Source organism: Pseudomonas sp. CNPSo 3701 (assembly GCF_028674975.1).
Classification (GTDB): Bacteria; Pseudomonadota; Gammaproteobacteria; order Pseudomonadales; family Pseudomonadaceae; genus Aquipseudomonas; species Aquipseudomonas straminea.
On the sequence record NZ_JAQZSI010000010.1, the window covers coordinates 60,062 to 83,450 of the forward strand.

20 protein-coding genes are annotated in these 23,389 nt (G+C 62.4%); 15 read left to right on the forward strand and 5 right to left on the reverse strand.

Translation table 11 applies throughout. The features are described 5' to 3' along the window. Positions 1 to 672 carry an N-acetylmuramate alpha-1-phosphate uridylyltransferase MurU gene (gene murU / locus PVA39_RS22745; protein WP_274126005.1) on the reverse strand — a complete coding sequence of 224 codons (672 nt, stop codon included), beginning with the start codon at positions 670 to 672 and terminating at the stop codon, positions 1 to 3. Beyond that, complete coding sequence (locus PVA39_RS22750) at positions 669 to 1,694, reverse strand: aminoglycoside phosphotransferase family protein (RefSeq protein ID WP_274126006.1); 1,026 nt, start codon at positions 1,692 to 1,694, stop codon at positions 669 to 671. Before PVA39_RS22750 ends, murU begins: the two co-directional genes overlap by 4 nt. 124 nt (positions 1,695 to 1,818) lie before the next feature. Here PVA39_RS22750 and PVA39_RS22755 point away from each other — a divergent pair, with 124 nt between their 5' ends. The 11 genes from PVA39_RS22755 (at position 1,819) to PVA39_RS22805 (ending at position 16,180) form a co-directional block, all read left to right on the forward strand. Beyond that, positions 1,819 to 4,584: an LPS-assembly protein LptD gene (locus tag PVA39_RS22755; RefSeq protein WP_274126007.1), complete on the forward strand. Its 2,766-nt coding sequence runs from the start codon at positions 1,819 to 1,821 to the stop codon at positions 4,582 to 4,584. A gap of 4 nt (positions 4,585 to 4,588) precedes the next feature. Next, positions 4,589 to 5,860, forward strand: a complete 1,272-nt coding sequence (locus PVA39_RS22760; protein ID WP_443201006.1) for a peptidylprolyl isomerase — start codon at positions 4,589 to 4,591, stop codon at positions 5,858 to 5,860. Positions 5,861 to 6,125: 265 nt separating this feature from the next. Continuing rightward, on the forward strand, positions 6,126 to 7,124 hold the full coding sequence (pdxA, locus tag PVA39_RS22765) for a 4-hydroxythreonine-4-phosphate dehydrogenase PdxA (RefSeq protein ID WP_274126009.1): 999 nt from the start codon (positions 6,126 to 6,128) through the stop codon (positions 7,122 to 7,124). A 126-nt stretch (positions 7,125 to 7,250) separates the two neighbouring features. Further along, complete coding sequence (gene rsmA / locus PVA39_RS22770) at positions 7,251 to 8,063, forward strand: 16S rRNA (adenine(1518)-N(6)/adenine(1519)-N(6))-dimethyltransferase RsmA (protein ID WP_274126010.1); 813 nt, start codon at positions 7,251 to 7,253, stop codon at positions 8,061 to 8,063. Between the two features lie 14 nt (positions 8,064 to 8,077). Further along, the gene (gene apaG, locus PVA39_RS22775; protein WP_274126011.1) at positions 8,078 to 8,458 is read left to right on the forward strand and encodes a Co2+/Mg2+ efflux protein ApaG; all 381 of its coding nucleotides are present in this window, start codon (positions 8,078 to 8,080) and stop codon (positions 8,456 to 8,458) included. Further along, positions 8,458 to 9,282 carry a symmetrical bis(5'-nucleosyl)-tetraphosphatase gene (locus PVA39_RS22780; RefSeq protein WP_274126012.1) on the forward strand — a complete coding sequence of 275 codons (825 nt, stop codon included), beginning with the start codon at positions 8,458 to 8,460 and terminating at the stop codon, positions 9,280 to 9,282. The genes apaG and PVA39_RS22780 overlap by 1 nt, the downstream gene beginning before the upstream one ends. Next, positions 9,279 to 9,608 carry a thiosulfate sulfurtransferase GlpE gene (gene glpE / locus PVA39_RS22785; RefSeq protein WP_013793028.1) on the forward strand — a complete coding sequence of 110 codons (330 nt, stop codon included), beginning with the start codon at positions 9,279 to 9,281 and terminating at the stop codon, positions 9,606 to 9,608. The genes PVA39_RS22780 and glpE overlap by 4 nt, the downstream gene beginning before the upstream one ends. 459 nt (positions 9,609 to 10,067) lie before the next feature. Continuing rightward, positions 10,068 to 11,990, forward strand: coding sequence for a PrkA family serine protein kinase (locus tag PVA39_RS22790; protein WP_147177460.1), 1,923 nt, complete (start codon positions 10,068 to 10,070; stop codon positions 11,988 to 11,990). A gap of 66 nt (positions 11,991 to 12,056) precedes the next feature. Continuing rightward, positions 12,057 to 13,328, forward strand: a complete 1,272-nt coding sequence (locus tag PVA39_RS22795) for a YeaH/YhbH family protein (RefSeq protein WP_274126013.1) — start codon at positions 12,057 to 12,059, stop codon at positions 13,326 to 13,328. Further along, a complete protein-coding gene (locus PVA39_RS22800) occupies positions 13,325 to 14,887 on the forward strand; it encodes a SpoVR family protein (protein ID WP_274126014.1) in 1,563 nt (520 codons plus the stop codon). Before PVA39_RS22795 ends, PVA39_RS22800 begins: the two co-directional genes overlap by 4 nt. Positions 14,888 to 14,944: 57 nt before the next feature. Next, complete coding sequence (locus tag PVA39_RS22805) at positions 14,945 to 16,180, forward strand: multifunctional CCA addition/repair protein (protein ID WP_274126015.1); 1,236 nt, start codon at positions 14,945 to 14,947, stop codon at positions 16,178 to 16,180. Here PVA39_RS22805 and folK read toward each other — a convergent pair. After that, the gene (gene folK, locus PVA39_RS22810; protein WP_274126016.1) at positions 16,177 to 16,704 is read right to left on the reverse strand and encodes a 2-amino-4-hydroxy-6-hydroxymethyldihydropteridine diphosphokinase; all 528 of its coding nucleotides are present in this window, start codon (positions 16,702 to 16,704) and stop codon (positions 16,177 to 16,179) included. The genes PVA39_RS22805 and folK overlap by 4 nt on opposite strands. Then, positions 16,695 to 17,051, reverse strand: coding sequence for a dihydroneopterin aldolase (folB, locus tag PVA39_RS22815; RefSeq protein ID WP_274126017.1), 357 nt, complete (start codon positions 17,049 to 17,051; stop codon positions 16,695 to 16,697). The genes folK and folB overlap by 10 nt, the downstream gene beginning before the upstream one ends. A gap of 74 nt (positions 17,052 to 17,125) precedes the next feature. On the opposite strand from folB, the gene plsY reads away from it, so the two are divergent. After that, positions 17,126 to 17,695 carry a glycerol-3-phosphate 1-O-acyltransferase PlsY gene (gene plsY, locus PVA39_RS22820; RefSeq protein ID WP_274126018.1) on the forward strand — a complete coding sequence of 190 codons (570 nt, stop codon included), beginning with the start codon at positions 17,126 to 17,128 and terminating at the stop codon, positions 17,693 to 17,695. A 217-nt stretch (positions 17,696 to 17,912) separates the two neighbouring features. Here the strand turns inward: plsY and tsaD are convergent, their stop codons facing one another. Then, entirely contained in the window at positions 17,913 to 18,938 is a 1,026-nt protein-coding gene (gene tsaD, locus PVA39_RS22825; protein ID WP_274126019.1) for a tRNA (adenosine(37)-N6)-threonylcarbamoyltransferase complex transferase subunit TsaD, read from the reverse strand. 203 nt (positions 18,939 to 19,141) lie between these two features. Between tsaD and rpsU the strand changes: the two genes are divergently transcribed. The 3 genes from rpsU to rpoD all read left to right on the forward strand — a co-directional run bounded on the left by rpsU (position 19,142) and on the right by rpoD (position 23,382). Further along, positions 19,142 to 19,357: a 30S ribosomal protein S21 gene (rpsU, locus tag PVA39_RS22830; protein WP_003290642.1), complete on the forward strand. Its 216-nt coding sequence runs from the start codon at positions 19,142 to 19,144 to the stop codon at positions 19,355 to 19,357. Positions 19,358 to 19,487: 130 nt separating this feature from the next. Beyond that, positions 19,488 to 21,467 carry a DNA primase gene (gene dnaG, locus PVA39_RS22835; RefSeq protein ID WP_274126020.1) on the forward strand — a complete coding sequence of 660 codons (1,980 nt, stop codon included), beginning with the start codon at positions 19,488 to 19,490 and terminating at the stop codon, positions 21,465 to 21,467. Positions 21,468 to 21,534: 67 nt separating this feature from the next. After that, positions 21,535 to 23,382 carry an RNA polymerase sigma factor RpoD gene (rpoD, locus tag PVA39_RS22840; protein WP_274126021.1) on the forward strand — a complete coding sequence of 616 codons (1,848 nt, stop codon included), beginning with the start codon at positions 21,535 to 21,537 and terminating at the stop codon, positions 23,380 to 23,382. Positions 23,383 to 23,389 lie beyond the last annotated feature (7 nt).

Here is a 23,389-nt window from a genome sequence, read left to right on the forward strand (position 1 = left end):
TCAGCGCTCACCCTGCAGCAGCGATTCCACCTCAGCCAGGCGCTCGTGGGTGCCGACATCCACCCAACGGCCAGTGAAGCGTTCGCCGCTCACCTGCTGCTCGGCCATCGCCGCCCGTAGCAAAGGTGCCAGTTTGAACGCGCCGAGCTGGCAGCCAGCGAATAATGCAGGATCGAGCACGGCGATGCCGCTGTAGGTCAGGCTGGCGTTACCGGCTACGGCATCCGCCACCCGGCCTTCTTGAAGGCGGAAGTCGCCCTCCGGGTGGTGGGCCGGGTTATCCACAAGCACCAGGTGAGCCTTGGCGTCGAACGACCGGCGCAGAGCCGAAAAATCGTAGTCGGTGAAGATATCGCCGTTGACCACCACGAACGGCTCGTCACCGAGCAGTGGCAGCGCCTTGAAGATACCGCCGCCGGTTTCCAGCGGCTCGCCTTCGGCCGAATAGTGAATGCTGACACCGTAGCGCTCACCAGTGCCCAGGTAGTCTTCGATCTGCTGGCCGAGCCAGGCGTGATTGACCACCAGCTCGCTGAAGCCCGCACGCGCCAGGGCGCGCACGTGGTAGTCGATCAGCGGCACGCCAGCAGCCCGCACCAACGGTTTGGGCGTGTGCAGCGTCAGCGGCCGCAGGCGCTCGCCCTTGCCGGCCGCGAGAATCATCGCCTTCATCGGGCAGCCTCCGCAGCGCCTCTGAGCTGGGCGATCAGCTCGCCGAGCTCGGCTAGTTCAGGGCGCCTGGCGAGCACGGCTTCTATATAGGCAAAGAAACGCGGCACGTCGGCCAGGTAACGGGGCTTGCCATCGCGGTGGCAGATGCGCGCGAAGATGCCGATCACCTTGAGGTGGCGCTGTACGCCCATCAGGTCGCTGGCACGCAGGAAGTCCGCCAGATCATCCTGCACGGGAACGCCGGCGGCGCCGGCCTTGTGCCAATAGCGTTCCAACCAACCCTGGACGCGCGCCTGGGGCCAGCTAAGGAAGGCGTCCTTGAACAGACTGGTGATGTCGTAGGTGACCGGGCCGTAGACAGCATCCTGGAAATCCAGCACGCCGGGATTGGGCTCGCTGATCATCAGGTTGCGCGGCATGTAGTCGCGGTGCACCAATACCTTTGGCTGTGCCAGAGCGCTGTCGATCAACAGGGTGCAGATGCGTTGCCAGGCGGCCTGCTGCTCGGCATTGAGAGTCAGGCCGAGTTCGCGGGCCACGTACCAATCCGGAAACAATTGCAGCTCGCGGCGCAGCAGGGCGTCGTCGTAATGCGGCAAACCGGCGTCCATGGGCAACTGCTGATAGGCCAGCAAGGCATCGATGGCAGGCGTGAACAACTGGTCGGCATTGTCGCTGTCGATCACGTCCAGGTAGGTCTGACGTCCCAGATCGCTGAGCAGCAGAAAGCCCTGATCGAGATCCGCCGCATGGATCTGCGGCACGTTCAGATCGGCGCGAGCCAGCAGATTGGCCACCTCGACGAAGGGCCGACAGTTCTCCTGGGGCGGCGGCGCGTCCATCACGATCAGGCTGCGCTCGCCCGCCTGCCAGCGGAAATAACGACGAAAACTGGCGTCGCTGCTGGCCGGCTGCAGCACCGCCTCCGGTACCTCGCCCCAGCCATTGGTAGCGAACAGGGCCTGCAGTTGTGGCGCTAGCCATTGCTTCAGGCGTTGTAAACGTACATCGTGATCAGGCATTGCAAGGGTCTCCGACGGCGCTAGCCGTTGCGCGGGTCATGCTTTATTATCCAGCATCTTTTTCAGCCCATCGAGAGGCGTGCGGCCCCTGGGCCAAAAGCGCACAGGAAGCCCGGAAAACAAGATGGCAGTAAAATACCCCGCTTTTCGCAAGAAATTCCCGCTTCTGGTAACGGGTGGCCTGTTGGCCCTGCAGCCCTTCGCCAGCCCATTCGCCACCGCTGCCGAACAATTCGACTGCCAGGCATCGCCAACCGGCGGCTGGGCCTGTGCACCGAAAACCAGCAACGCCAACGTGCCAAGTCGTCCAGACCATAGCGCCAACTCAGTGAGTTCCGGCGGCTCCGCTGCGCCTGCGGCGGCGGCCAAGGGCAAACCCCAGCCGACGCTGGTGACCGAAGCGGGTGGCCGCGCCCTCGCCTCGCGAAGCGCCGACTATAGCCACTTGGACTGGGTACCGCGCGAGAAGCTGACCAGCGCCCAGCTGGCAGAGATCGGCCCGGCCTGCTCCGGCGCCTACATCGAGCCGGCCCGTCCGGGCATGAACGACAAGACTCCGATGAGCGAAGCACCGATGTTCGTATCGGCCAAGGCTTCGCGTTATCAGCAGGAAGAGCAGGTCGCGACCCTCGCCGGTGACGTGGTGGTGCGCCAGGCCGGCATGCAGGTCGAGGCCGACGAAGCCAGCCTGCACCAGGCCGAAAACCGTGGCGAGCTGGTCGGCAACGTTCGCCTGCGCGACCAGGGCGCCCTGGTGGTCGGTGATCGTGGCGAGCTGCAACTGGACAACGGCGAAGCGCGCATCGACAACGCCGAGTACGTGATGCACGCTCAACACGTACGCGGCAGCGCGGCTTACGCCAAGCGCGAAGAAACCGCGATCATCCGCCTCAAGGATGGTACCTATACCAGCTGCGAACCAGGCAGCAACGCCTGGTACCTGAAGGGCAACAACATCACCCTCAACCCGGCCACCGGTTTCGGTACCGCTACCAACGTCACCCTGCGGGTCAAGGATGTTCCGGTGTTCTACACACCGTATATCTATTTCCCGATTGACGACCGTCGCCAGTCCGGCTTCCTGCCACCGAGCATCGGCAGCTCTAGTAGCAACGGGCTGACGCTGCAGACCCCCTACTACTTCAATCTGGCGCCGAACTTCGACGCCACCCTATACCCGACCTACATGGCCAAACGCGGCCTACTGATGGAGGGCGAGTATCGCTACCTGACCCGCAACAGCGAAGGTCAGGTCGGAGGTGCCTATCTGGACGACCAGGAAGACGAGCGCAAGCTGCAGTCGGACTACAAAGATCAACGCTGGATGTACAGCTGGCAGCACAAACAGGGTCTCAATGAACGCCTGCTGGCCGACGTCGACTACACCGACATCAGCGACCCCTACTACTTCCAGGACCTGAACACCGATCTGGGCATCGGCACATCGAGCTACGTCGACCAGCGTGGCACCCTGACCTGGCGCGGGGACAGCTTTAAAGCCCGGCTTAACGCCCATGCCTATGAGCTGGCAACCATTACCGACGTAACGCCCTACAACCGGCTGCCGCAAATAACTCTGGACGGCAAGCTGCCGGTGGAGCCTGGTGGTCTGAACTTTACCTATGGAACCGAACTGGTTCGCTTCGAGCGCGACCTGCGCGATGGTTTCTACATCAATCAAAATGGCGACCCTGAACAGCCTTGGAACGATGAGAACATTCAAGGCTTGGCACGCTCCAATGGTACTCGTCTACATGTCGAGCCAGGCGTTAACCTGCCCATAGACTGGAGCTGGGGCTTTATCAAGCCGCAAATCAAGTATCTGCAAACCAGTTATGACTTGGATATTGATCAGCAGGGCAAGAACACGCTGCTGGAAGACGAGCAATACAAGAACACGCAGAACCGTGGTGTTGGCATGTTCAGCGTTGATAGCGGCCTGTACTTCGACCGCCAGACCTCGCTGTTCGGCCGTGAAGCACGCCAGACCCTCGAACCGCGCCTGTTCTACCTCTATGTTCCGGAAGAGGACCAGACCGATATTCCGGTCTTTGATACCAGCGAAAGCACCTTCAGCTACGCCTCGCTGTGGCGTGAAAACCGCTTCACAGGCAAGGATCGTATCGGCGATGAGAACAAGATTTCCCTCGGTGTAACCAGTCGCTGGATCGAGCCCGATGGTTTTGAACGTCAGCGCTTCAGCATCGGCCAAGCCTTCTATTTCGAAGACCGCAAGGTGCAGATGCCTGGCATCGACTACCGCGACCGCGATGAGGCCACCTCCTCGGTATCGCCCTACGCCCTGGAATACATGTATCGCTACAACCAGGACTGGCGCTTCACCTCAGACTTCAACTGGGATCCGGACAGCCACCGCACTCGCTCCGGTAGTGCAATGTTCCACTATCAACCGGCCAACGACCCGCGCAAGATCGTCAATGCCGGGTATCGTTATCGCAACGACACTCTCAACTACGACCAGAGCACAGGCCGCTGGAGCTATGGCAGCGATTACGGAACCGAAGGTAGCCCGGGCTTCATCAAGGACTACTACAAGATCAGTCAGCATGACTTCTCGGTTATCTGGCCGGTTGCTCAGCAGTGGAGCCTGATCTCGCGCTGGCAGTATGATTATGGGCGTAACCGTACTCTGGAAGCCTTCGCAGGCTTCGAATACGACAGCTGCTGCTGGAAACTACGCCTCATCAACCGCTACTGGGTCGATTACAACGAGGTCAGCCTCAACCCTTCACGTAATGACGAGTCCGACAGCGGCATCTTCTTGCAGATCGTCCTAAAAGGCCTAGGCGGCGTAGTAGGCAATAAAGTTGAGACATTCCTCGACCAAGGCATTCAAGGTTATCGTGAACGTGAAGAACAAGCTCACTGAGTACATGCGCCCACTGCTGTTGGGCGCGATGTTTCTGGGTACTGCGGCGCACGCCGATGTACAGCCTCTCAACCGCGTGGTGGCGATCGTAGATAACGACGTCATCATGCAAACCCAACTCGATGCCCGCGTGCGCGATGTTCAGCGAACCATCGCCAAACGTGGTGGTGAGGTGCCGCCGGCCAACGTGCTGACCCAGCAGGTGCTGGATCGTCTGATTCTGGAGAACATCCAGCTGCAGATGGGTGAACGCGCCGGCATCCGCATCAGTGACGAAGAACTCAACCAGGCCATGGCTACCGTTGCCCAGCGTAACGGCATGACCATGGATCAGTTCCGCGACGCCCTGGCGAAGGACGGCCTGTCCTTCAACGATGCTCGCGACCAGATCTCTCGTGAGATGATCATCAGCCGCGTACGCCAGCGCCGTGTGGCCGAGCGCATCCAGGTGACCGAGCAGGAAGTGAAGAACTTCCTCGCCTCGGATCTCGGCAAGATGCAGTTGTCTGAGGAGTTCCGCCTGGCCAATATCGTCATTCCGATCCAAGACGACGCCTCTTCCGACGCCCTGCAAGCCGCCGAGCGTCGTGCCCAGGACATCTACCAGCAGGCCCGCCAAGGCGGCGACTTCGCCAAACTGGCGATAGCCAACTCGGCCAGTGACACCGCGCTGGACGGTGGTGATATGGGCTGGCGCAAGGCGGCTCAGCTACCCCAGCCGTTTGATAGCATGATCAGCGCCATGAGTGTGGGCGACGTTACCGAGCCGATCCGCACCCCAGGCGGCTTCATCATCCTCAAGGTGCTGGAGAAGCGTGGTGGTGAGGCCGCGGCAGTACGTGACGAAGTAAACGTGCGGCACATCCTGATCAAGCCAAGCGAGATCCGCAGCGACGCCGAGGCCAAAGTATTGGCCGAGCGCCTGTACCAGCGCATCCAGGCAGGCGAAGACTTTGCCGAACTGGCGAAGAACTTCTCCGAAGACCCGGGCTCTGCGCTCAACGGCGGCAGCCTCAACTGGATCGACCCGAACGCTCTGGTGCCAGAATTCCGCGAGGTGATGAACAACACCGCCAGTGGCGAAGTATCCAAGCCGTTCAAGAGCCAGTTCGGCTGGCACGTGCTGCAGGTCATGGGCCGCCGCGCCACCGACAGCAGCGAGCAGATGCGTGAGCAGCAGGCCCTGAACCTGCTACGCAACCGCAAGTACGACGAAGAACTGCAGACCTGGCTGCGTCAGATCCGCGATGAAGCCTATGTGGAGATCAAGCTGTAAATCAGCTTGAATACCCCGAAGCCCGGCACAGCGCCGGGCTTTTTCATTTCTGCCAGGGCTAGGGCCTGTTGCCATTTCACGCACGGCCGCGCCGGAGCCCTTCGGGTTGCGCGAGAAATCTCGCCAGGCGTCGTTGGAGGACTTGAAAAGGGAACGCCATTCCCTGCGTCCTCCGCCTCGCCTGGCGAGATTTCTCGCGGCAACGCGGCTCGCGTTGAAACGGCAACAGCCCCTAGAATCAGCGGCCCGACCTCGAGACCGGATCATGCCCAATAGCCTGCGCTTCGCCCTCACTCCCGGAGAACCTGCCGGCATCGGTCCGGATCTTTGCCTGTTGATCGCCCGCGAGCAGCAGACCCATGCACTGATCTGCGTCGCCAGTCGCGCACTGCTGCAAGCTCGCGCTGCGGAGCTGGGACTGCAGATCGAGCTTATCGATACTGCACCTGATAATTGCCCTACTCAGCCCGCGCCAGCCGGCAGCCTCTACGTGTGGGATACGCCGCTGGGCGAGCCGGTGGTCACCGGTCAGTTGAGCAAGGCCAACGCCGCCTATGTGCTGCAGACCCTGACGCGCGCCGCCGAAGGATGCCTGAACGGCAGCTTCGCAGGAATGATCACCGCGCCGGTGCACAAAGGCATCATCAATGATGCGGGTATGGCCTTTTCCGGCCATACCGAATTTCTCGCTGACCTGACCGGCACGCCCCAGGTAGTGATGATGCTCGCGACCCGCGGCCTGCGGGTCGCACTGGTCACCACCCACCTGCCGCTCAAAGACGTGGCCGATGCCATCACCACCGAGCGCCTGCAGCGCGTGACACGCATCCTGCACGCCGACCTGCGCGACAAGTTCGGCATTGCCAGACCACGCATCCTGATCTGCGGCCTTAATCCACATGCCGGCGAAGGCGGCCACCTGGGAAGCGAGGAGATCGAAGTCATCGAGCCTGCGCTCGAGCAACTGCGCGGCGAAGGCATGGAGCTGATCGGCCCTCTGCCGGCCGACACGCTGTTTACCCCCAAGCACCTGGAGCATTGCGACGCCGTGCTCGCCATGTATCACGATCAGGGTTTGCCGGTGCTCAAGTACAAAGGTTTCGGCGCAGCGGTGAACGTGACCCTGGGCCTGCCGATCATCCGCACCTCAGTCGACCACGGCACCGCGCTGGACCTTGCCGGTACCGGGCGCATCGACTGCGGCAGCCTGCAGGTCGCCCTGGAAACCGCCTATGAGATGGCGCACAGCCGCCTGCTCCGCTGAAGGACCGGCCAGGAGTGGTGAGCGCCGCCGCTCGACAGGCGTTCCCTGCTAAACTGCGCGTTTTCGCCTGACCGCTTTACGCGCTTGCTTGATGCTTGCAGCTTGAAGCCTGGAGCTGCTTTTCAGATGTCCGAGCCTTACCAACACCGCGCGCGCAAGCGCTTCGGCCAGAACTTCCTTCATGACGCCGGGGTGATTCACCGTATCCTGCGCGCCATTCATGCCCGCGAGGGCGAGCACCTGTTGGAGATCGGCCCAGGCCAGGGCGCACTGACCGAAGGGCTGCTCAACAGTGGCGCCCAACTGGACGTGATCGAGCTGGATCTGGACCTGATCCCGATCCTGCAGGCCAAGTTCGCCGACCAGCCGCGCTTTCGACTGAACCAGGGCGATGCCCTGAAATTCGACTTCTCGAGTCTGCAGGCAGCGCCCAACAGCCTGCGGGTGGTCGGCAACCTGCCGTACAACATCTCCACACCGCTGATTTTCCACCTGCTGGACAACGCCCATCTGATCCGCGACATGCACTTCATGCTGCAAAAGGAAGTGGTCGAGCGCCTGGCCGCGGGCCCGGGCGGCGGCGACTGGGGGCGGCTGTCGATCATGGTGCAGTACCACTGCCAGGTGGAACACCTGTTCAACGTCGGCCCGGGTGCTTTCAACCCGCCGCCCAAGGTCGACTCGGCCATCGTACGCCTGGTACCGCACAAGGTTCTGCCGCACCCAGCCAAGGATCATCGCCTGCTCGAGCGCGTGGTGCGGGAGGCCTTCAACCAGCGCCGCAAGACCCTGCGCAACACCCTCAAGGCGCTGCTGCCGGCCAGCGAGATCGAGGCAGCCGGCGTCGATGGCAGCCTGCGCCCCGAGCAGCTGGATCTGGCGTCCTTCGTGCGCCTGGCCGACCAACTGGTCCTGCAACCCGCGCCTTCGCCCACCTGATTGATCGAGTGCCCATGTCCGACCCTCGTTACCAGATCGACGTCAACATCGTCACCCGCTACCTGCCGGAACAGTCGCAACCCGAGCAGAACCGTTTCGCTTTCGCCTACGACGTGACCATCCACAACACCGGCGAGCTGCCGGCCAAGCTGCTGACACGCCACTGGATCATCACCGACGGCAATGGCCAGGTTCAGGAAGTGAGCGGCGCCGGCGTGATCGGCGAACAGCCGCTGATCGCTCCGGGCGAAAGCCATCGCTACAGCAGTGGCACGCTCATGGCCACCAAGGTCGGCACCATGCAGGGCAGCTACCAGATGCTGGCCGACGACGGCCAGCGCTTCGATGCACCGATCGCGCCCTTCCGTCTTGCCGTGCCAGGCGCCCTGCACTGATGGCGACTTATGCCGTCGGCGACCTGCAGGGCTGCCTGAAACCGCTGCAGTGCCTGCTCGAACGCGTGGCCTTCGACCCGGCCCGTGACCGACTGTGGCTGGTCGGCGATCTGGTGAACCGCGGCCCCGCGTCTCTGGAAACCCTGCGTTATCTCTACGGCATGCGCGAGGCGCTGGTCTGCGTGCTGGGCAATCATGACCTGCACCTGCTCGCCGCCGCGCGCAATATCGAGTGCCTCAAGCGGGGCGACACCCTGCGCGAGATTCTCGAAGCGCCGGACTGCGACGAGCTGCTGCAATGGCTGCGCCAGCAGAAGCTGCTGCATTATGACGAGCAGCGCGACACCGCCCTGGTACACGCCGGCATACCGCCGCAGTGGAACATGGCCAAGGCACTGCGCCGCGCCACCGAAGTCGAGAACGCGCTGCGCGACGATGCTCTGTATCCGATGTTCCTCGACGGCATGTACGGCAACGAGCCGGCGTGCTGGGACAAGGAGCTGCGGGGCATCGCCCGGTTACGGGTGATCACCAACTATTTCACCCGCATGCGCTTCTGCAAGGCCGACGGCACCCTGGACCTGAAGAGCAAGGAAGGCCTCGACACCGCGCCGGCCGGCTACCTGCCCTGGTTCAGCCACAAACAGCGCAAGACCCGTGACCAGAAGATCATCTTCGGCCATTGGGCGGCTCTGGAAGGCCACTGCGATGAGCCCGGCGTGTTCGCCCTGGATTCGGGCTGCGTGTGGGGCGGCAGCATGACCCTGATGAATATCGATAGCGGCGAGTACCATCGCTGCGACTGTAGCGAGGAAGCAGCATGAGCGAGTTCAAACGCATCGCCCCCGAACAGGCCCAGGCACTGCGCGACAAAGGCGCCGTGGTGGTCGACATCCGCGATCCGCAGAGCTTCGCGGCCGGTCACATCAGCGACTCCCAGCACCTGGACAACTACTCGCTGGCCGACTTCATCGCCAAGGCCGATCTCGATGCTCCGCTGATCGTCACCTGCTACCACGGCAACTCCAGTCAGGGTGCCGCAGCCTATCTGGTTGGCCAGGGTTTCTCGGAGGTCTACAGCCTCGACGGCGGCTTCGAACTGTGGCGCGCCACCTACCCGCAGGACACCGAAACCAGCCAGCCGGAATAAAACCGGCTCGCTACCTCACCTGCGCTCCCGAGACGCTCGCGCATAATTTTTTTTCGCCAGCCAAGCCCCGCCACTGCTGGGTTTACCTGCCTCTATGGCGCCGCAATGGAGCCTGACCTGGCAATTGCGCCTTGATCTTGCCGATTACCAACTATCCTTGTTCTAGGCCATCCCAATTCAGGTAGCCGGCCAACCGGCCGAACGGGCCATCGGTACTCACCTTCAGCAGCCAGCCAGAGCCACGCAATACAGGGTCAGGCGGGAGAAGGCAGCCGATACGCCTTGCGCGAGATGCGCAAGGCGGCTGTCCTCAACCTGCCATGCGACGGACAGCCGACCATGAGGTTCTGACTGACCAAGGGGTGTTTGGGGGATTCATCTCGGCAGCGCGAACGCCGAGTCTGCATGCACCCGCTCGACCGATCCCGGCCGGCTCCCAGCATCGAGCGAGGTGAAGTCATGAGCATTTTCAGTCACTTCCAACAACGATTCGAGGCGACGCGCCAGGAGGAGTACTCGCTGCAGGAGTACCTCGAACTGTGCAAGCAGGACCGCAGCGCCTACGCCAGCGCGTCCGAGCGCTTGCTGATGGCCATCGGCGAACCGGAGCTGCTCGATACTTCCCATAATCCGCGGATGTCGCGCATCTTTTCCAACAAGGTGATCCGCCGTTATCCCGCCTTTGCCGACTTCCACGGCATGGAAGAATGCATCGAGCAGATCGTTTCCTACTTCCGCCACGCTGCCCAAGGCCTGGAAGAAAAGAAACAGATCCTCTATCTGCTGGGCCCGGTCGGCGGCGGTAAATCCTCACTGGCCGAGAAGCTCAAGCAACTGATGGAGAAGGTGCCCTTCTACGCTATCAAGGGCTCCCCGGTGTTCGAATCGCCGCTGGGCCTGTTCAACGCTGCCGAGGACGCTGCGATCCTCGAAGAGGATTACGGTATTTCCCGCCGCTACCTGGGTAGCATCATGTCGCCCTGGGCCAGCAAGCGCCTGGCCGAGTTCGGCGGCGACATCAGCCAGTTCCGGGTAGTGAAGCTCTATCCGTCGATCCTCAACCAGATTGCCATCGCCAAGACCGAGCCGGGCGACGAGAACAACCAGGACATCTCCGCCCTGGTCGGCAAGGTGGATATCCGCAAGCTCGAGGAGTTCCCGCAGAACGATGCCGATGCCTACAGCTATTCAGGCGCGCTGTGCCGGGCCAACCAGGGCATGATGGAATTCGTCGAGATGTTCAAGGCGCCGATCAAGGTGCTGCACCCGTTGCTCACCGCCACCCAGGAAGGCAACTACAACAGCACCGAAGGGCTGGGCGCCATTCCCTACAACGGCATCTTGCTGGCCCACTCCAACGAATCGGAGTGGCACACCTTCCGCAACAACAAGAACAACGAGGCATTCATCGACCGTATCTACATCGTCAAGGTGCCGTATTGCCTGCGCGTCAGCGACGAGATCAAGATCTACGACAAGCTGCTGGTCAGCAGCTCCCTGGCCAACGCCCACTGCGCGCCAGACACCCTGAAGATGCTCGCCCAGTTCTCCACCCTGTCGCGCCTCAAGGAACCGGAGAACTCCAACATTTACTCGAAGATGCGTGTCTACGACGGCGAGAACCTCAAGGACACCGACCCCAAGGCCAAGTCGATCCAGGAGTACCGCGACGCAGCCGGCGTGGACGAAGGCATGAACGGCCTGTCGACCCGCTTTGCCTTCAAGATCCTCTCCAAGGTCTTCAACTTCGACCCACACGAGGTAGCCGCCAACCCGGTGCACCTGCTCTACGTGCTCGAGCAGCAGATTGAGCAGGAACAGTTTCCCGCCGAAACTCGCGAGCGCTACCTGCGCTTCATCAAGGAATACCTGGCGCCGCGCTATATCGAGTTCATCGGTAAGGAAATCCAGACTGCTTATCTGGAGTCCTACAGCGAGTACGGCCAGAACATCTTCGACCGCTACGTGCTGTACGCCGACTTCTGGATTCAGGATCAGGAGTACCGTGATCCCGAGACCGGGGAAATCCTCAATCGCGTGGCCCTCAACGAGGAACTGGAGAAGATCGAGAAGCCGGCCGGCATCAGCAATCCAAAGGATTTCCGTAACGAGATCGTCAATTTCGTGCTGCGCGCCCGGGCCAACAACAACGGCAAGAATCCGACCTGGCTCAGCTACGAGAAACTGCGGGTGGTGATCGAGAAGAAGATGTTCTCCAACACCGAGGACCTGCTGCCGGTCATCAGCTTCAACGCCAAGGCCAGCAAGGAGGATCAACAGAAGCACAACGACTTCGTCAAACGCATGGTCGAGCGCGGCTATACCGAGAAGCAGGTACGCCTGCTGTCCGAGTGGTATCTGCGCGTACGTAAATCGCAGTAAGCGGCCTCTGATGCGGGCCACGGTCATCTCGCCGTGGCCCGCATCAGCAGTGCCCGGAGGGCTTGTATGAGCTACGTGATCGACCGTCGCCTGAATGGCAAGAACAAGAGCACGGTGAACCGCCAGCGGTTCATTCGTCGCTATCGCGACCACATCAAGAAGGCGGTGGAGGACGCCGTCAGCCGCCGTTCCATCACCGACATGGAGCACGGCGAGCAGATCAGCATTCCCGGCCGCGACATCGACGAGCCGGTGCTGCACCACGGCCGCGGCGGCAAGCAGACCGTCGTGCACCCTGGCAACAAGGAGTTCGTCGCCGGCGAGCGCATCCCACGCCCACAAGGCGGTAGTGGCGGCCAGGGTGCCGGCAAGGCCAGCAACTCCGGCGAGGGCATGGACGAGTTCGTGTTCCAGATCACCCAGGAAGAATTCCTGGACTTTATGTTCGAGGACCTGGAACTGCCCAACCTGGTCAAACGCCACCTGACCGGCGCAGAAACCTTCAAGACCGTGCGCGCGGGCATCAGCAGCGAAGGCAATCCTTCGCGCATCAACATCGTGCGCACCCTGCGTTCGGCCCATGCCCGGCGCATCGCGCTGTCCGGCAGCAGCCGGGCCAAGCTGCGTGAAGTGAAGGCCGAGCTGGAGCGCCTGCGCCGCGAAGAGCCGGACAACTTCAGCGACATCCAGCTGCTCGAGGCCGAGATCGAGCGCCTCAGCGCGCGCATTCATCGCATTCCGTTTCTCGACACCTTCGACCTCAAGTACAACCTGCTGGTCAAGCACCCCAACCCCAGTTCCAAGGCGGTGATGTTCTGCCTGATGGACGTCTCCGGCTCGATGACCCAGGCCACCAAGGACGTCGCCAAGCGCTTCTTCATCCTCCTGTACCTGTTTCTCAAGCGTAACTACGACAAGATCGACGTGGTGTTCATCCGCCACCACACCAGCGCCAAGGAAGTGGACGAGGAAGAATTCTTCTATTCCCGGGAAACGGGCGGCACCATCGTCTCCAGTGCGCTGAAAATGATGCAGGAGATCATGGCCGAGCGTTACCCGGCCAACGAATGGAACATCTACGGCGCCCAGGCTTCCGACGGCGACAACTGGAATGACGACTCGCCGATCTGCCGGGATATCCTGATCAAGCAGATCATGCCCTTCGTGCAGTACTTCACCTACGTGGAGATCACTCCGCGCGAGCACCAGGCGCTGTGGTTCGAGTACGAGCGAGTGGCCGAAGCCTTCGACGAAACCTTCGCCCAGCAGCAATTGGTGTCGGCGGGTGACATCTACCCGGTATTCCGCGAACTGTTCCAGCGGAGGCTCGCCACATGAGCAGCAGCAAGAAACGCCAGCCCCTGTCCACGGGCTCGGAATGGACCTTCGAGCTGATTCGCGACTACGACCGGGAAATCAGCCGGTTGGCCGAGCGCTATGCGCTCGACACCTACCCCAACCAGATCGAGGTGATCACCGCCGAGCAGATGATGGATGCCTACGCCTCGGTCGGTATGCCCCTGGGTTATCACCACTGGTCGTACGGCAAGCAGTTCCTCAGCACCGAGAAGTCCTACAGCCGCGGGCAGATGGGCCTGGCCTACGAGATCGTGATCAACTCCGACCCGTGCATCGCCTACCTGATGGAGGAAAACACCATCACCATGCAGGCTTTGGTAATCGCCCACGCCTGCTATGGGCACAACAGTTTCTTCAAGGGCAACTATCTGTTCCGTACCTGGACCGACGCCAGTTCGATCATCGATTATCTGGTGTTCGCCAAGCAGTACATCACCCAGTGCGAGGAGCGCCACGGCATCGATGCGGTCGAGGACCTGATCGACTCCTGCCATGCCCTGATGAACTACGGCGTGGACCGCTACAAACGTCCTTACCCCATTTCCGCCGAAGAAGAGCGGCGCCGCCAGAAGGATCGCGAAGAGCATCTGCAGCGACAGATCAACGATCTGTGGCGCACCATCCCCAAGAGTGCCAGCAAGGCCGACGGCAGCGACAACAAGCGCTTTCCCGCCGAACCTCAGGAAAACATTCTGTATTTTCTGGAAAAACACGCTCCGCTGCTTGAGCCCTGGCAGCGCGAAGTGATCCGTATCGTGCGCAAGATCGCCCAGTATTTCTACCCACAACGCCAGACTCAGGTGATGAACGAAGGCTGGGCGACCTTCTGGCACTACACGCTGATGAACGATCTCTACGACGAAGGCTTGGTCACCGACGGTTTCATGATGGAGTTCCTGCAGTCGCACACCAGCGTGGTGTTCCAGCCATCGTTCGACAGCCCTTACTACAGCGGCATCAACCCCTACGCCCTGGGCTTCGCCATGTACCGCGACATTCGCCGCATCTGCGAGGAGCCAACCGAAGAGGATCGCCGCTGGTTCCCGGACATCGCCGGCAGCGATTGGCTGAGCACCCTGAAATTCGCCATGACCAGCTTCAAGGACGAAAGCTTCATCCTGCAGTACCTGTCACCCAAGGTGATTCGCGACCTGAAGCTGTTCAGCATTCTCGACGACGACCAGAAAGACGAACTCAGCGTACCGGCCATCCACGACGAGCCCGGTTATCGCACCATCCGCGAAACCCTGGCGGCCCAGTACAACCTCGGCAATCGCGAGCCCAACGTGCAGATCTGGAGCATCGACCGCCGCGGCGACCGCTCGCTGACCCTGCGCCACTTCCAGCACGACCGCAAGCCGCTGGGCAGTTCTACCGAAGAAGTGCTCAAGCACCTGCATCGCCTGTGGGGTTTCGACATTCACTTGCAGACGCTGCAGGGCGACCGGATCGTCAACACCCAGCACGTGCCACCGAGAAACGATGCCGCACAGGATGGCGACCACCCACGTCTGGATCTGCATATCCCTCCGCTGTAACCGCGCGACGACAGGCTCCGGCACTGCGGGTATCCTCTGCGCATGACGGAGACTTCTATGCAGATCTACAAAGTCGGTGGCGCCGTGCGCGACCGCCTGCTCGACCGCCCGGTGACCGAGATCGACTGGGTGGTGGTCGGCGCCACGGCCGACACCATGCTGGAACAGGGCTATCGCCCGGTCGGCGCTGACTTTCCGGTATTCCTGCACCCGCAATCGGGCGAGGAATACGCCTTGGCCCGCACCGAACGCAAGAGCGGGCGCGGCTATGGCGGCTTCACCTTTCACGCCAGCCCCGAGGTGACGCTGGAAGAAGACCTGATCCGCCGCGATCTGACCATCAATGCCATTGCCGAAGACCAGCAGGGCAACCTGATCGACCCCTACGGCGGCCAACGCGACCTCCAGGCCAAGCAACTGCGCCACGTCTCGCCGGCCTTCGCCGAAGACCCGCTGCGCGTGCTGCGCGTCGCCCGCTTCGCGGCCCGATATGCGCCACTGGGCTTCAGCGTGGCGCCCGAGACGCTCGAACTGATGCGCCAACTGGCCGAGTCCGGCGAGCTGGATGCGCTGACCCCGGAACGCAACTGGAAGGAGATTTCCCGGGCACTGATGGAGCCGCGTCCGGACGTGTTCATTCAGGTACTGCGCGACTGCGGCGCCCTGGCGGCCATGCTGCCGGAGGTCGACCGGCTGTTCGGCGTGCCCCAGCCCGTGGCCCATCACCCGGAAATCGATACCGGTGAGCATGTGTTGGCGGTACTGCGCCAGTGCGCCAGGCACGGGCAGCCACTGCCCGTGCGCTGGGCCTGCCTGCTGCATGATGTCGGCAAGGGGCTGACCGATCCCGCCGAATGGCCGCGGCATATCGCCCACGAGCACCGCGGCATCGCGCTGATCGAGGCGATCAACAAACGCTGCAAGGTACCGCGGGAATGCCAGGAGTTGGCCGAGCTGGTCGGCGAATTCCACACCCACGCCCACCGCGCCCTGGAGCTGCGTGCCTCGACGCTACTGGAGCTGATGCAGCGCTTCGACGTGTTCCGTCGCCCACAACGCTTCGAGGCCTTCGTGGCGGCGTGTGAAATGGATGCCCGTGGTCGTCATGGCCTGGAGGATCGTGACTATCCCCAGGCGGCCTATCTGCTGGCCGCCATGGCCGCGGTACGCGGGGTGGCCGTGCAGCCGCTGCTGGAGCGCGGCTACAAGGGCGCCGAGCTGGGTGAGGCGCTCAATCGTGAGCGCCTCACCACGCTGAAAGCCTTCAAGCAGGCCAGCGAGAAAACCGGTTAAGGCGAAGGTAGAAGCTCGGGCGGCGTCAGCTCCACGCCGCGCCACTGGAACGAGACCGGCCACAGCTGCTGCTCGATACTCGCGTCTCGCCAAAGGTTGGCAAAGCGCCGGCCTACGCCTGGATGCTCGACCTCGGGCACCAGCAACGCCAGCGGCCGCAGCACGAAGGCATTCTTGAGGATTTCCGCCCGGGGCAGTACCAGGCCATCGAAATTGCCCACCAGTGCGCCATAGGTCAGCACGTCGATATCCAGCGGCAGGCCCTTGCGGTCTGGCGCATAACGACCGTTGTCGGCCTCGATGAATTTCAGCCGCCGATCCAGCTCGGTCAGCGGCAGCGCCGTGCGCCCGGCGATCACCAGGTTGAAAAACGGGCCGCTCTTGATGCCCACCGCCAGGCTTTCGAAGACCGGCGAGCAGCGCATGTCGGTGACGATTTCGGCCAGGGCATCAAGTCCGGCGCGCAGATGCGCCTCGCGCTCGATATTGCTGCCCAGGCCCAACAGGATTGGCGTTAGCGACATCCGCGCTCGATCTCCACACCGACACCACCACGGGCCGCCGGCACGGCGCCCGGCTTGGTCACACGCAAGCGCACAAAGGGAATGTCGAACTCGCTCATCAGCAACGCCACCAGGCGCTCGGCGAAGGTTTCCACGAGGATGAACTGGGATTCGCTGGCGAAAGCCTGGATGCGCGTCGACACCGTGGCGTAGTCCAGAGCCTTGCTGAGATCATCGTCCAGGGCGGCCGGACGATTGTCCCAGCCCAGCCACAGATCCAGCTGCAGGCATTGGCGGATGGTGCGTTCCCAGTCGTAGGCACCGATGACGGTGTCGACTTCCAGCCCTGCGATAAACACTGTGTCCAAGCATGCTCTCCACGGCACGACAAGCTCGCCGCACCTCGTTAGAATCGGCCATCCCCCGGCGCGGAATGGATACCATGTTTTGGTTACTGGCGACCCTCGCCTACCTGCTCGGCTCGCTGTCCTTCGCTATCCTGCTCAGCCGCATGACTGGCCTGGCAGACCCGCGCGCCAGCGGCTCGGGCAATCCCGGCGCCACCAACATGCTCAGGGTGGCGGGCAAACGCCTAGCCATTCTCACGCTGATTGGCGATCTGTTCAAAGGTTTGCTGCCGGTCCTGATCGCCGCCCACCTCGACTTCACCATTCAAGACCAGGCCTGGCTGGGCTTGGCCGCGGTGATCGGCCACCTGTACCCGATCTACTTTCGCTTTCGCGGCGGCAAGGGCGTCGCCACGGCAGCCGGCATGCTGCTGGGCCTTTACCCACCGGCCGCGCTACTGGCGCTCGGCGCCTGGCTGCTGACCTTCACCCTGACCCGGACCAGCTCCCTGGCGGCCCTCACCGCCGCGCCCCTGACGCTGCCGCTGCTGGCCTGGCAACAACCGGCGGCGCTGCTGCCGATGTGCGTACTCAGCGGGCTGATCGTCTGGCGCCACCGCGGTAACCTGCGCGATCTGTGGGCCGGCCGCGAACGGCATTTCTGATCCGCTCCATGAGCCAGCCCATGACAGCGGAGGCTGACCTCTCGATAAGCAATGCCGCCAAGCTGGACGGATCTTTTGTGGGAGAGGCTTTAGCCTCGAGCTCTATTGAAGAGCAAAGAGCTCGCGGCTAAACCCCCTCCCACCAGGTCGCGACCGGCCGCTCCGTCCCTACTGGCCGCTTCTGCCTTCTAGCCGCACATCACCAACACACCAGCCCTCACAACGCCGGCAACTGCTCCATCGGCCAACGGGCCTGCACGGTGATCGCCAACGCCTCATGCTGCCCGGCCAGTAAACGCTGGCAACCGGCGTAGGCGATCATCGCACCATTGTCGGTACAGAATGCCGGACGCGCATAAAACACGTTGCCCTTCAGCGCTGCCGTCATGTCTTCGAGCGACGTACGCAACGCACGGTTGGCACTCACTCCGCCCGCGATCACCAGGCTGCTCAGGCCGGTCTGCTTGAGCGCGCGGCGACATTTGATGGTCAGCGTCTCGACCACCGCCTGCTGGAAGGCCAGGGCCACGTCGCAACGGGCCTGCTCGGTATCGTCACCACTGCTCTGACACTGCTGCCAGGTATTGAGGGTGAAGGTCTTGAGGCCGCTGAAGCTGAAATCCAGACCCGGGCGATCGGTCATCGGTCGCGGGAACACGAAACGCCCCGGAATGCCCCGCTCGGCGAGGCGGGCGATTTCCGGGCCACCGGGGTAACGCAGGCCCATCAGCTTGGCGGTCTTGTCGAAGGCTTCGCCAGCGGCGTCGTCCAGGGACTCGCCGAGCAGTTGGTACTGGCCGATGCCGTCGACGCGCACCAACTGGGTGTGGCCGCCCGACACCAGCAGGGCGACGAACGGAAACGCCGGCGGCGTCGGCTCGAGCATGGGCGCCAGCAAGTGGCCTTCCATGTGGTGCACGCCAATGGCGGGAATGTCCCAGGCGAACGCCAGGGCCTGGGCGCAGGAGGCACCGACCAGCAGCGCACCGACCAGGCCGGGCCCGGCGGTATAGGCGATGGCGTCGATATCGGTGGCCACGCAACCTGCCTCGTCCAGCACCTGGCGGATCAACGGCAGCATGCGCTTGACGTGGTCACGCGAGGCCAGCTCCGGCACTACACCGCCATAGGCGCGGTGCAGGTCGATCTGACTGAACAGCGCATCGGCGAGCAGGCCGCGTTCGCTGTCGTAAAGCGCGACACCGGTCTCGTCGCACGAAGTTTCCAATCCCAGAACCAGCATGGTTTCGCCTTCTCTGCTGCTTGCCCAGCGTAAAAGGCGGGCATGATAATCGCCGCTCAGCGGGCCAGACCAGTGGTTTTCGATCAGAGGCTTTGCATTCCGCTTGACGAGGCGGTAACATCCGCAACCCTTAAAAACCTGTGATCTTTCCGTGCCGTTGCCAGGAAGACACAAACCTCCGGTAATAAAGAAGGTAGCCCTGGATGCCAGCCGTCAAAGTTAAAGAGAACGAACCCTTCGACGTAGCTCTGCGTCGTTTCAAGCGCTCCTGCGAAAAAGCCGGTGTTCTGGCCGAAGTTCGTAGCCGCGAATTCTACGAAAAGCCGACCGCCGAGCGTAAGCGCAAAGCCGCTGCCGCTGTTAAGCGTCACGCCAAGAAAGTGCAGCGCGAACAGCGCCGCAGCGTTCGCCTGTACTAATAGCGTACACGCAACGCCCGAATGCCCGGCTCGGCCGGGCATCATCGTCAAGAACTCCGCATCGCCTACTGGCGAAATGGCGGAGTTTTTGCGTTTGTGCCGCTACATCTTCTGGACACCCTGAGCGTCTATGGCCGGCCTGATCCCGCAATCCTTCATCGATGACCTGCTCAACCGCACCGACATCGTCGACGTGGTGAGTTCGCGCATCCAACTGAAGAAGACCGGCAAGAACTACAGCGCCTGCTGCCCGTTCCACAAGGAAAAGACCCCATCCTTCACGGTCAGCCCGGACAAGCAGTTCTACTACTGCTTCGGCTGCGGCGCGGGCGGCAACGCTCTGGGCTTCGTGATGGATCACGACCAGACGGAGTTTCCCCAGGCGGTCGAGGAACTGGCCAAACGCGCCGGCATGGAAGTGCCGCGCGAGGACAACGGGCGCAGTGGTAAACCTCGCCAGGCCACCGACTCGCCACTCTATGCCCTGCTCAAGTCGGCTGCCGACTATTACCGCCAAGCCCTGAAAAGCCATCCGCAGCGCCGCGCCGCGGTCGAGTACCTGAAGGGTCGTGGCCTGTCCGGCGAAATCGCCCGGGATTTCGGCCTCGGCTTCGCCCCGCCGGGCTGGGACAATCTGCTCAAGCATCTGGCCGGCGACAGCCTGCAGCACAAGGCAATGATCGATGCCGGCTTGCTGGTGGAGAACCCGGACAGCGGCAAGCGCTACGACCGCTTTCGTGACCGGGTGATCTTCCCCATCCACGACAGCCGCGGCCGGGTAATCGCCTTCGGCGGCCGCGTGCTGGGCGACGACAAGCCCAAGTACCTGAACTCACCCGAGACCCCGGTGTTCCACAAGGGCCAGGAACTCTACGGCCTGTTTGAGGCGCGCAAGCACAACCGCAACCTCGACGAGATCATGGTGGTCGAGGGCTATATGGATGTCATCGCCCTCGCCCAGCAAGGCCTGCGCAACGCGGTGGCGACCCTGGGCACTGCCACCAGCGAAGAACACCTCAAGCGGATCTTCCGCCTGGTGCCCAGCGTGCTGTTCTGTTTCGACGGCGACCAGGCCGGGCGAAATGCGGCCTGGCGCGCCCTGGAAGCCGCCCTGCCCAACCTGCAGGATGGTCGCCGCGCGCGCTTTCTGTTCCTGCCAGACGGTGAAGACCCGGACACCCTGGTGCGCAGCGAAGGCACCGACGCCTTCCAGGCGCGCATTCATCAACACGCCCAGCCGCTGGCCGACTACTTCTTCCAGCAACTGAGCGAAGAGGCCGACCCGCGCTCACTGGAAGGCAAGGCGCACCTGGTGACCCTGGCTGCACCGCTGATCGACAAGATTCCCGGCAACACGCTGCGCGCCCTGATGCGCCAGCGCCTGACCCAGATTACCGGCCTGGATGCCAGCGCCATGGGCCAGCCACAGGCGGCGCCTACGCGGCAATCGAGCGCGCCCGCCCAGCAAAGCTACGACCATCACGCACCGCCCTTCGAAGCCATCCCGGACAGCGCCTACTACGACGCACCACCAGGCTATGAAGAACATGCATCGCCCGCCCAGGCGTTCGAACGCCCGGCCCGCAAACCCGGCAAGGGTGAATGGAAGAAAGACGGTGGCAAGTGGAAGAAAGGCCGCGAGGATTACCACCCGCCGCGCACCGCGGTGAGCGTCGAATCGCCCCACCTGAGCGCCCTGCGCAGCCTGCTGCATCATCCAGAGCTGGCGCAGAAGGTCGAGGATGTCAGCAACTTCGCCGCCGAAGACGACACCTATGCCCAACTACTGGTAGCGCTAGTGGGCACTCTGCAGAAGCAGCCGAACCTGCGTTCGCTGCAGCTGATCGCCCGCTGGCACGGCACCGAACAGGGCCGCCTGCTCAAGGTTCTGGCAGAAAAAGAATGGCTGATCGATCAGGACAACCTTGAACGGCAGTTTTTCGACACCATAACTACACTTGCCCGTAGCCAGTCGCTCAGGCGACGCGAAACCGCTCTGCGCAGCATCATGCAGAAAAGCCCGAGCGAACTCACCGACGAGGAAAAGGCTCTGTTACGTGAGCATTACAGCAGCCTGAACTCGCCCAGCAAGACCCCAACTGGCGCCTGAGCGCCGAGCTGAGGTATAATCCTCGGCTTGTTTTCAGCCCGCCAAGACCTTAAGTGGATAGGGTGTTATGTCCGGAAAAGCGCAACAGCAATCTCGTTTGAAAGAATTGATCAGCCGTGGTCGTGAGCAGGGTTACCTGACTTACGCGGAGGTCAATGACCACCTGCCCGAGGATATTTCAGATCCGGAACAGGTGGAAGACATCATCCGCATGATCAACGACATGGGGATCAACGTATTCGAGAGTGCTCCGGATGCGGACGCCCTGTTGTTGGCCGAAGCCGACACCGACGAAGCCGCTGCCGAAGAAGCAGCCGCTGCTCTCGCGGCCGTTGAGACCGATATTGGCCGTACCACCGACCCGGTGCGCATGTACATGCGTGAAATGGGTACCGTGGAGCTGCTGACCCGCGAAGGCGAGATCGAAATCGCCAAGCGTATCGAAGAAGGTATCCGTGAAGTCATGGGCGCTGTCGCTCACTTCCCGGGCACCGTCGACAGCATTCTCGCCGAATACACCCGCGTCACCACTGAGGGCGGCCGCTTGGTCGAAGTCCTCAGCGGTTACATCGACCCGGACGACGGCAGCGTGCCGGCTGAAGCCGCCGCGCCCGTTCCCGCCGCCTCGGACGACAAGGCCGAAGACAAGGACGATGACGAGGAAGATGGCGACAGCGACGACGAGGAAGAAGAAGGCGATGGCGGTCCGGATCCTGAAGAGGCCCTGCGCCGTTTCACCGCGGTCTCCGATCAGCTGGAAGTCGCCAAGAAAGCGCTGAAGAAGCATGGCCGTGACAGCAAGCAGGCCATCGAAGAGCTGCGCCTGCTGGCCGAGCTGTTCATGCCGATCAAGCTGGTGCCCAAGCAGTACGACGCACTGGTAGTGCGTGTACGCGAAGCCCTGGACCGCCTGCGCGGCCAGGAACGCGCCATCATGCAGCTGTGTGTCCGTGACGCCCGTATGCCACGTGCCGACTTCCTGCGCCTGTTCCCGGGCAACGAAGTGGACCTGGACTGGGCTGCCAGCCTGGCCAAGGGCAAAGCCAAGTACGCCGAAGCCATCGGCAACCTGCAAGCCGACATCCAGCGCTGCCAGCAGAAGCTGATCGCCCTGCAGGACGAAACCGACCTGACCCTGGCCGAGATCAAGGACATCAACCGTCGCATGTCGATCGGTGAAGCCAAGGCTCGTCGCGCCAAGAAGGAAATGGTCGAGGCCAACCTGCGTCTGGTCATCTCCATCGCCAAGAAGTACACCAACCGCGGTCTGCAGTTCCTCGACCTGATTCAGGAAGGCAACATCGGCCTGATGAAGGCAGTGGACAAGTTCGAATACCGTCGCGGCTACAAGTTCTCGACCTACGCCACCTGGTGGATTCGCCAGGCGATCACCCGCTCGATCGCCGACCAGGCGCGCACCATCCGTATTCCGGTGCACATGATCGAGACGATCAACAAGCTCAACCGCATCTCCCGTCAGATGCTGCAGGAAATGGGTCGCGAGCCCACTCCGGAAGAGCTGGGCGAGCGCATGGAAATGCCTGAGGACAAGATCCGCAAGGTGCTGAAGATCGCCAAAGAGCCGATCTCCATGGAAACCCCGATCGGCGACGACGAGGATTCACATCTGGGCGACTTCATCGAGGACAGCACCATGCAGTCTCCGATCGACGTAGCCACCGTGGAAAGCCTCAAGGAAGCCACTCGCGAAGTGCTAGCCGGCCTCACCGCCCGTGAAGCCAAGGTTCTGCGCATGCGTTTCGGTATCGACATGAACACCGACCACACCCTCGAGGAAGTGGGCAAGCAGTTCGACGTCACCCGCGAGCGTATCCGCCAGATCGAAGCCAAGGCACTGCGCAAGCTGCGCCACCCGCCCCGTAGCGAACACCTGCGCTCGTTCCTCGACGAGTAACGGTTCA

Bases quoted from the DNA above. Each gene is read 5' to 3' on its own strand.
- murU (WP_274126005.1), bottom strand. From the start codon at position 672: ATGAAGGCGATGATTCTCGCGGCCGGCAAGGGCGAGCGCCTGCGGCCG.
- PVA39_RS22750 (WP_274126006.1), bottom strand. From the start codon at position 1,694: ATGCCTGATCACGATGTACGTTTACAACGCCTGAAGCAATGGCTAGCG.
- PVA39_RS22755 (WP_274126007.1), top strand. From the start codon at position 1,819: ATGGCAGTAAAATACCCCGCTTTTCGCAAGAAATTCCCGCTTCTGGTA.
- PVA39_RS22760 (WP_443201006.1), top strand. From the start codon at position 4,589: ATGCGCCCACTGCTGTTGGGCGCGATGTTTCTGGGTACTGCGGCGCAC.
- pdxA (WP_274126009.1), top strand. From the start codon at position 6,126: ATGCCCAATAGCCTGCGCTTCGCCCTCACTCCCGGAGAACCTGCCGGC.
- rsmA (WP_274126010.1), top strand. From the start codon at position 7,251: ATGTCCGAGCCTTACCAACACCGCGCGCGCAAGCGCTTCGGCCAGAAC.
- apaG (WP_274126011.1), top strand. From the start codon at position 8,078: ATGTCCGACCCTCGTTACCAGATCGACGTCAACATCGTCACCCGCTAC.
- PVA39_RS22780 (WP_274126012.1), top strand. From the start codon at position 8,458: ATGGCGACTTATGCCGTCGGCGACCTGCAGGGCTGCCTGAAACCGCTG.
- glpE (WP_013793028.1), top strand. From the start codon at position 9,279: ATGAGCGAGTTCAAACGCATCGCCCCCGAACAGGCCCAGGCACTGCGC.
- PVA39_RS22790 (WP_147177460.1), top strand. From the start codon at position 10,068: ATGAGCATTTTCAGTCACTTCCAACAACGATTCGAGGCGACGCGCCAG.
- PVA39_RS22795 (WP_274126013.1), top strand. From the start codon at position 12,057: ATGAGCTACGTGATCGACCGTCGCCTGAATGGCAAGAACAAGAGCACG.
- PVA39_RS22800 (WP_274126014.1), top strand. From the start codon at position 13,325: ATGAGCAGCAGCAAGAAACGCCAGCCCCTGTCCACGGGCTCGGAATGG.
- PVA39_RS22805 (WP_274126015.1), top strand. From the start codon at position 14,945: ATGCAGATCTACAAAGTCGGTGGCGCCGTGCGCGACCGCCTGCTCGAC.
- folK (WP_274126016.1), bottom strand. From the start codon at position 16,704: ATGTCGCTAACGCCAATCCTGTTGGGCCTGGGCAGCAATATCGAGCGC.
- plsY (WP_274126018.1), top strand. From the start codon at position 17,126: ATGTTTTGGTTACTGGCGACCCTCGCCTACCTGCTCGGCTCGCTGTCC.
- tsaD (WP_274126019.1), bottom strand. From the start codon at position 18,938: ATGCTGGTTCTGGGATTGGAAACTTCGTGCGACGAGACCGGTGTCGCG.
- rpsU (WP_003290642.1), top strand. From the start codon at position 19,142: ATGCCAGCCGTCAAAGTTAAAGAGAACGAACCCTTCGACGTAGCTCTG.
- dnaG (WP_274126020.1), top strand. From the start codon at position 19,488: ATGGCCGGCCTGATCCCGCAATCCTTCATCGATGACCTGCTCAACCGC.
- rpoD (WP_274126021.1), top strand. From the start codon at position 21,535: ATGTCCGGAAAAGCGCAACAGCAATCTCGTTTGAAAGAATTGATCAGC.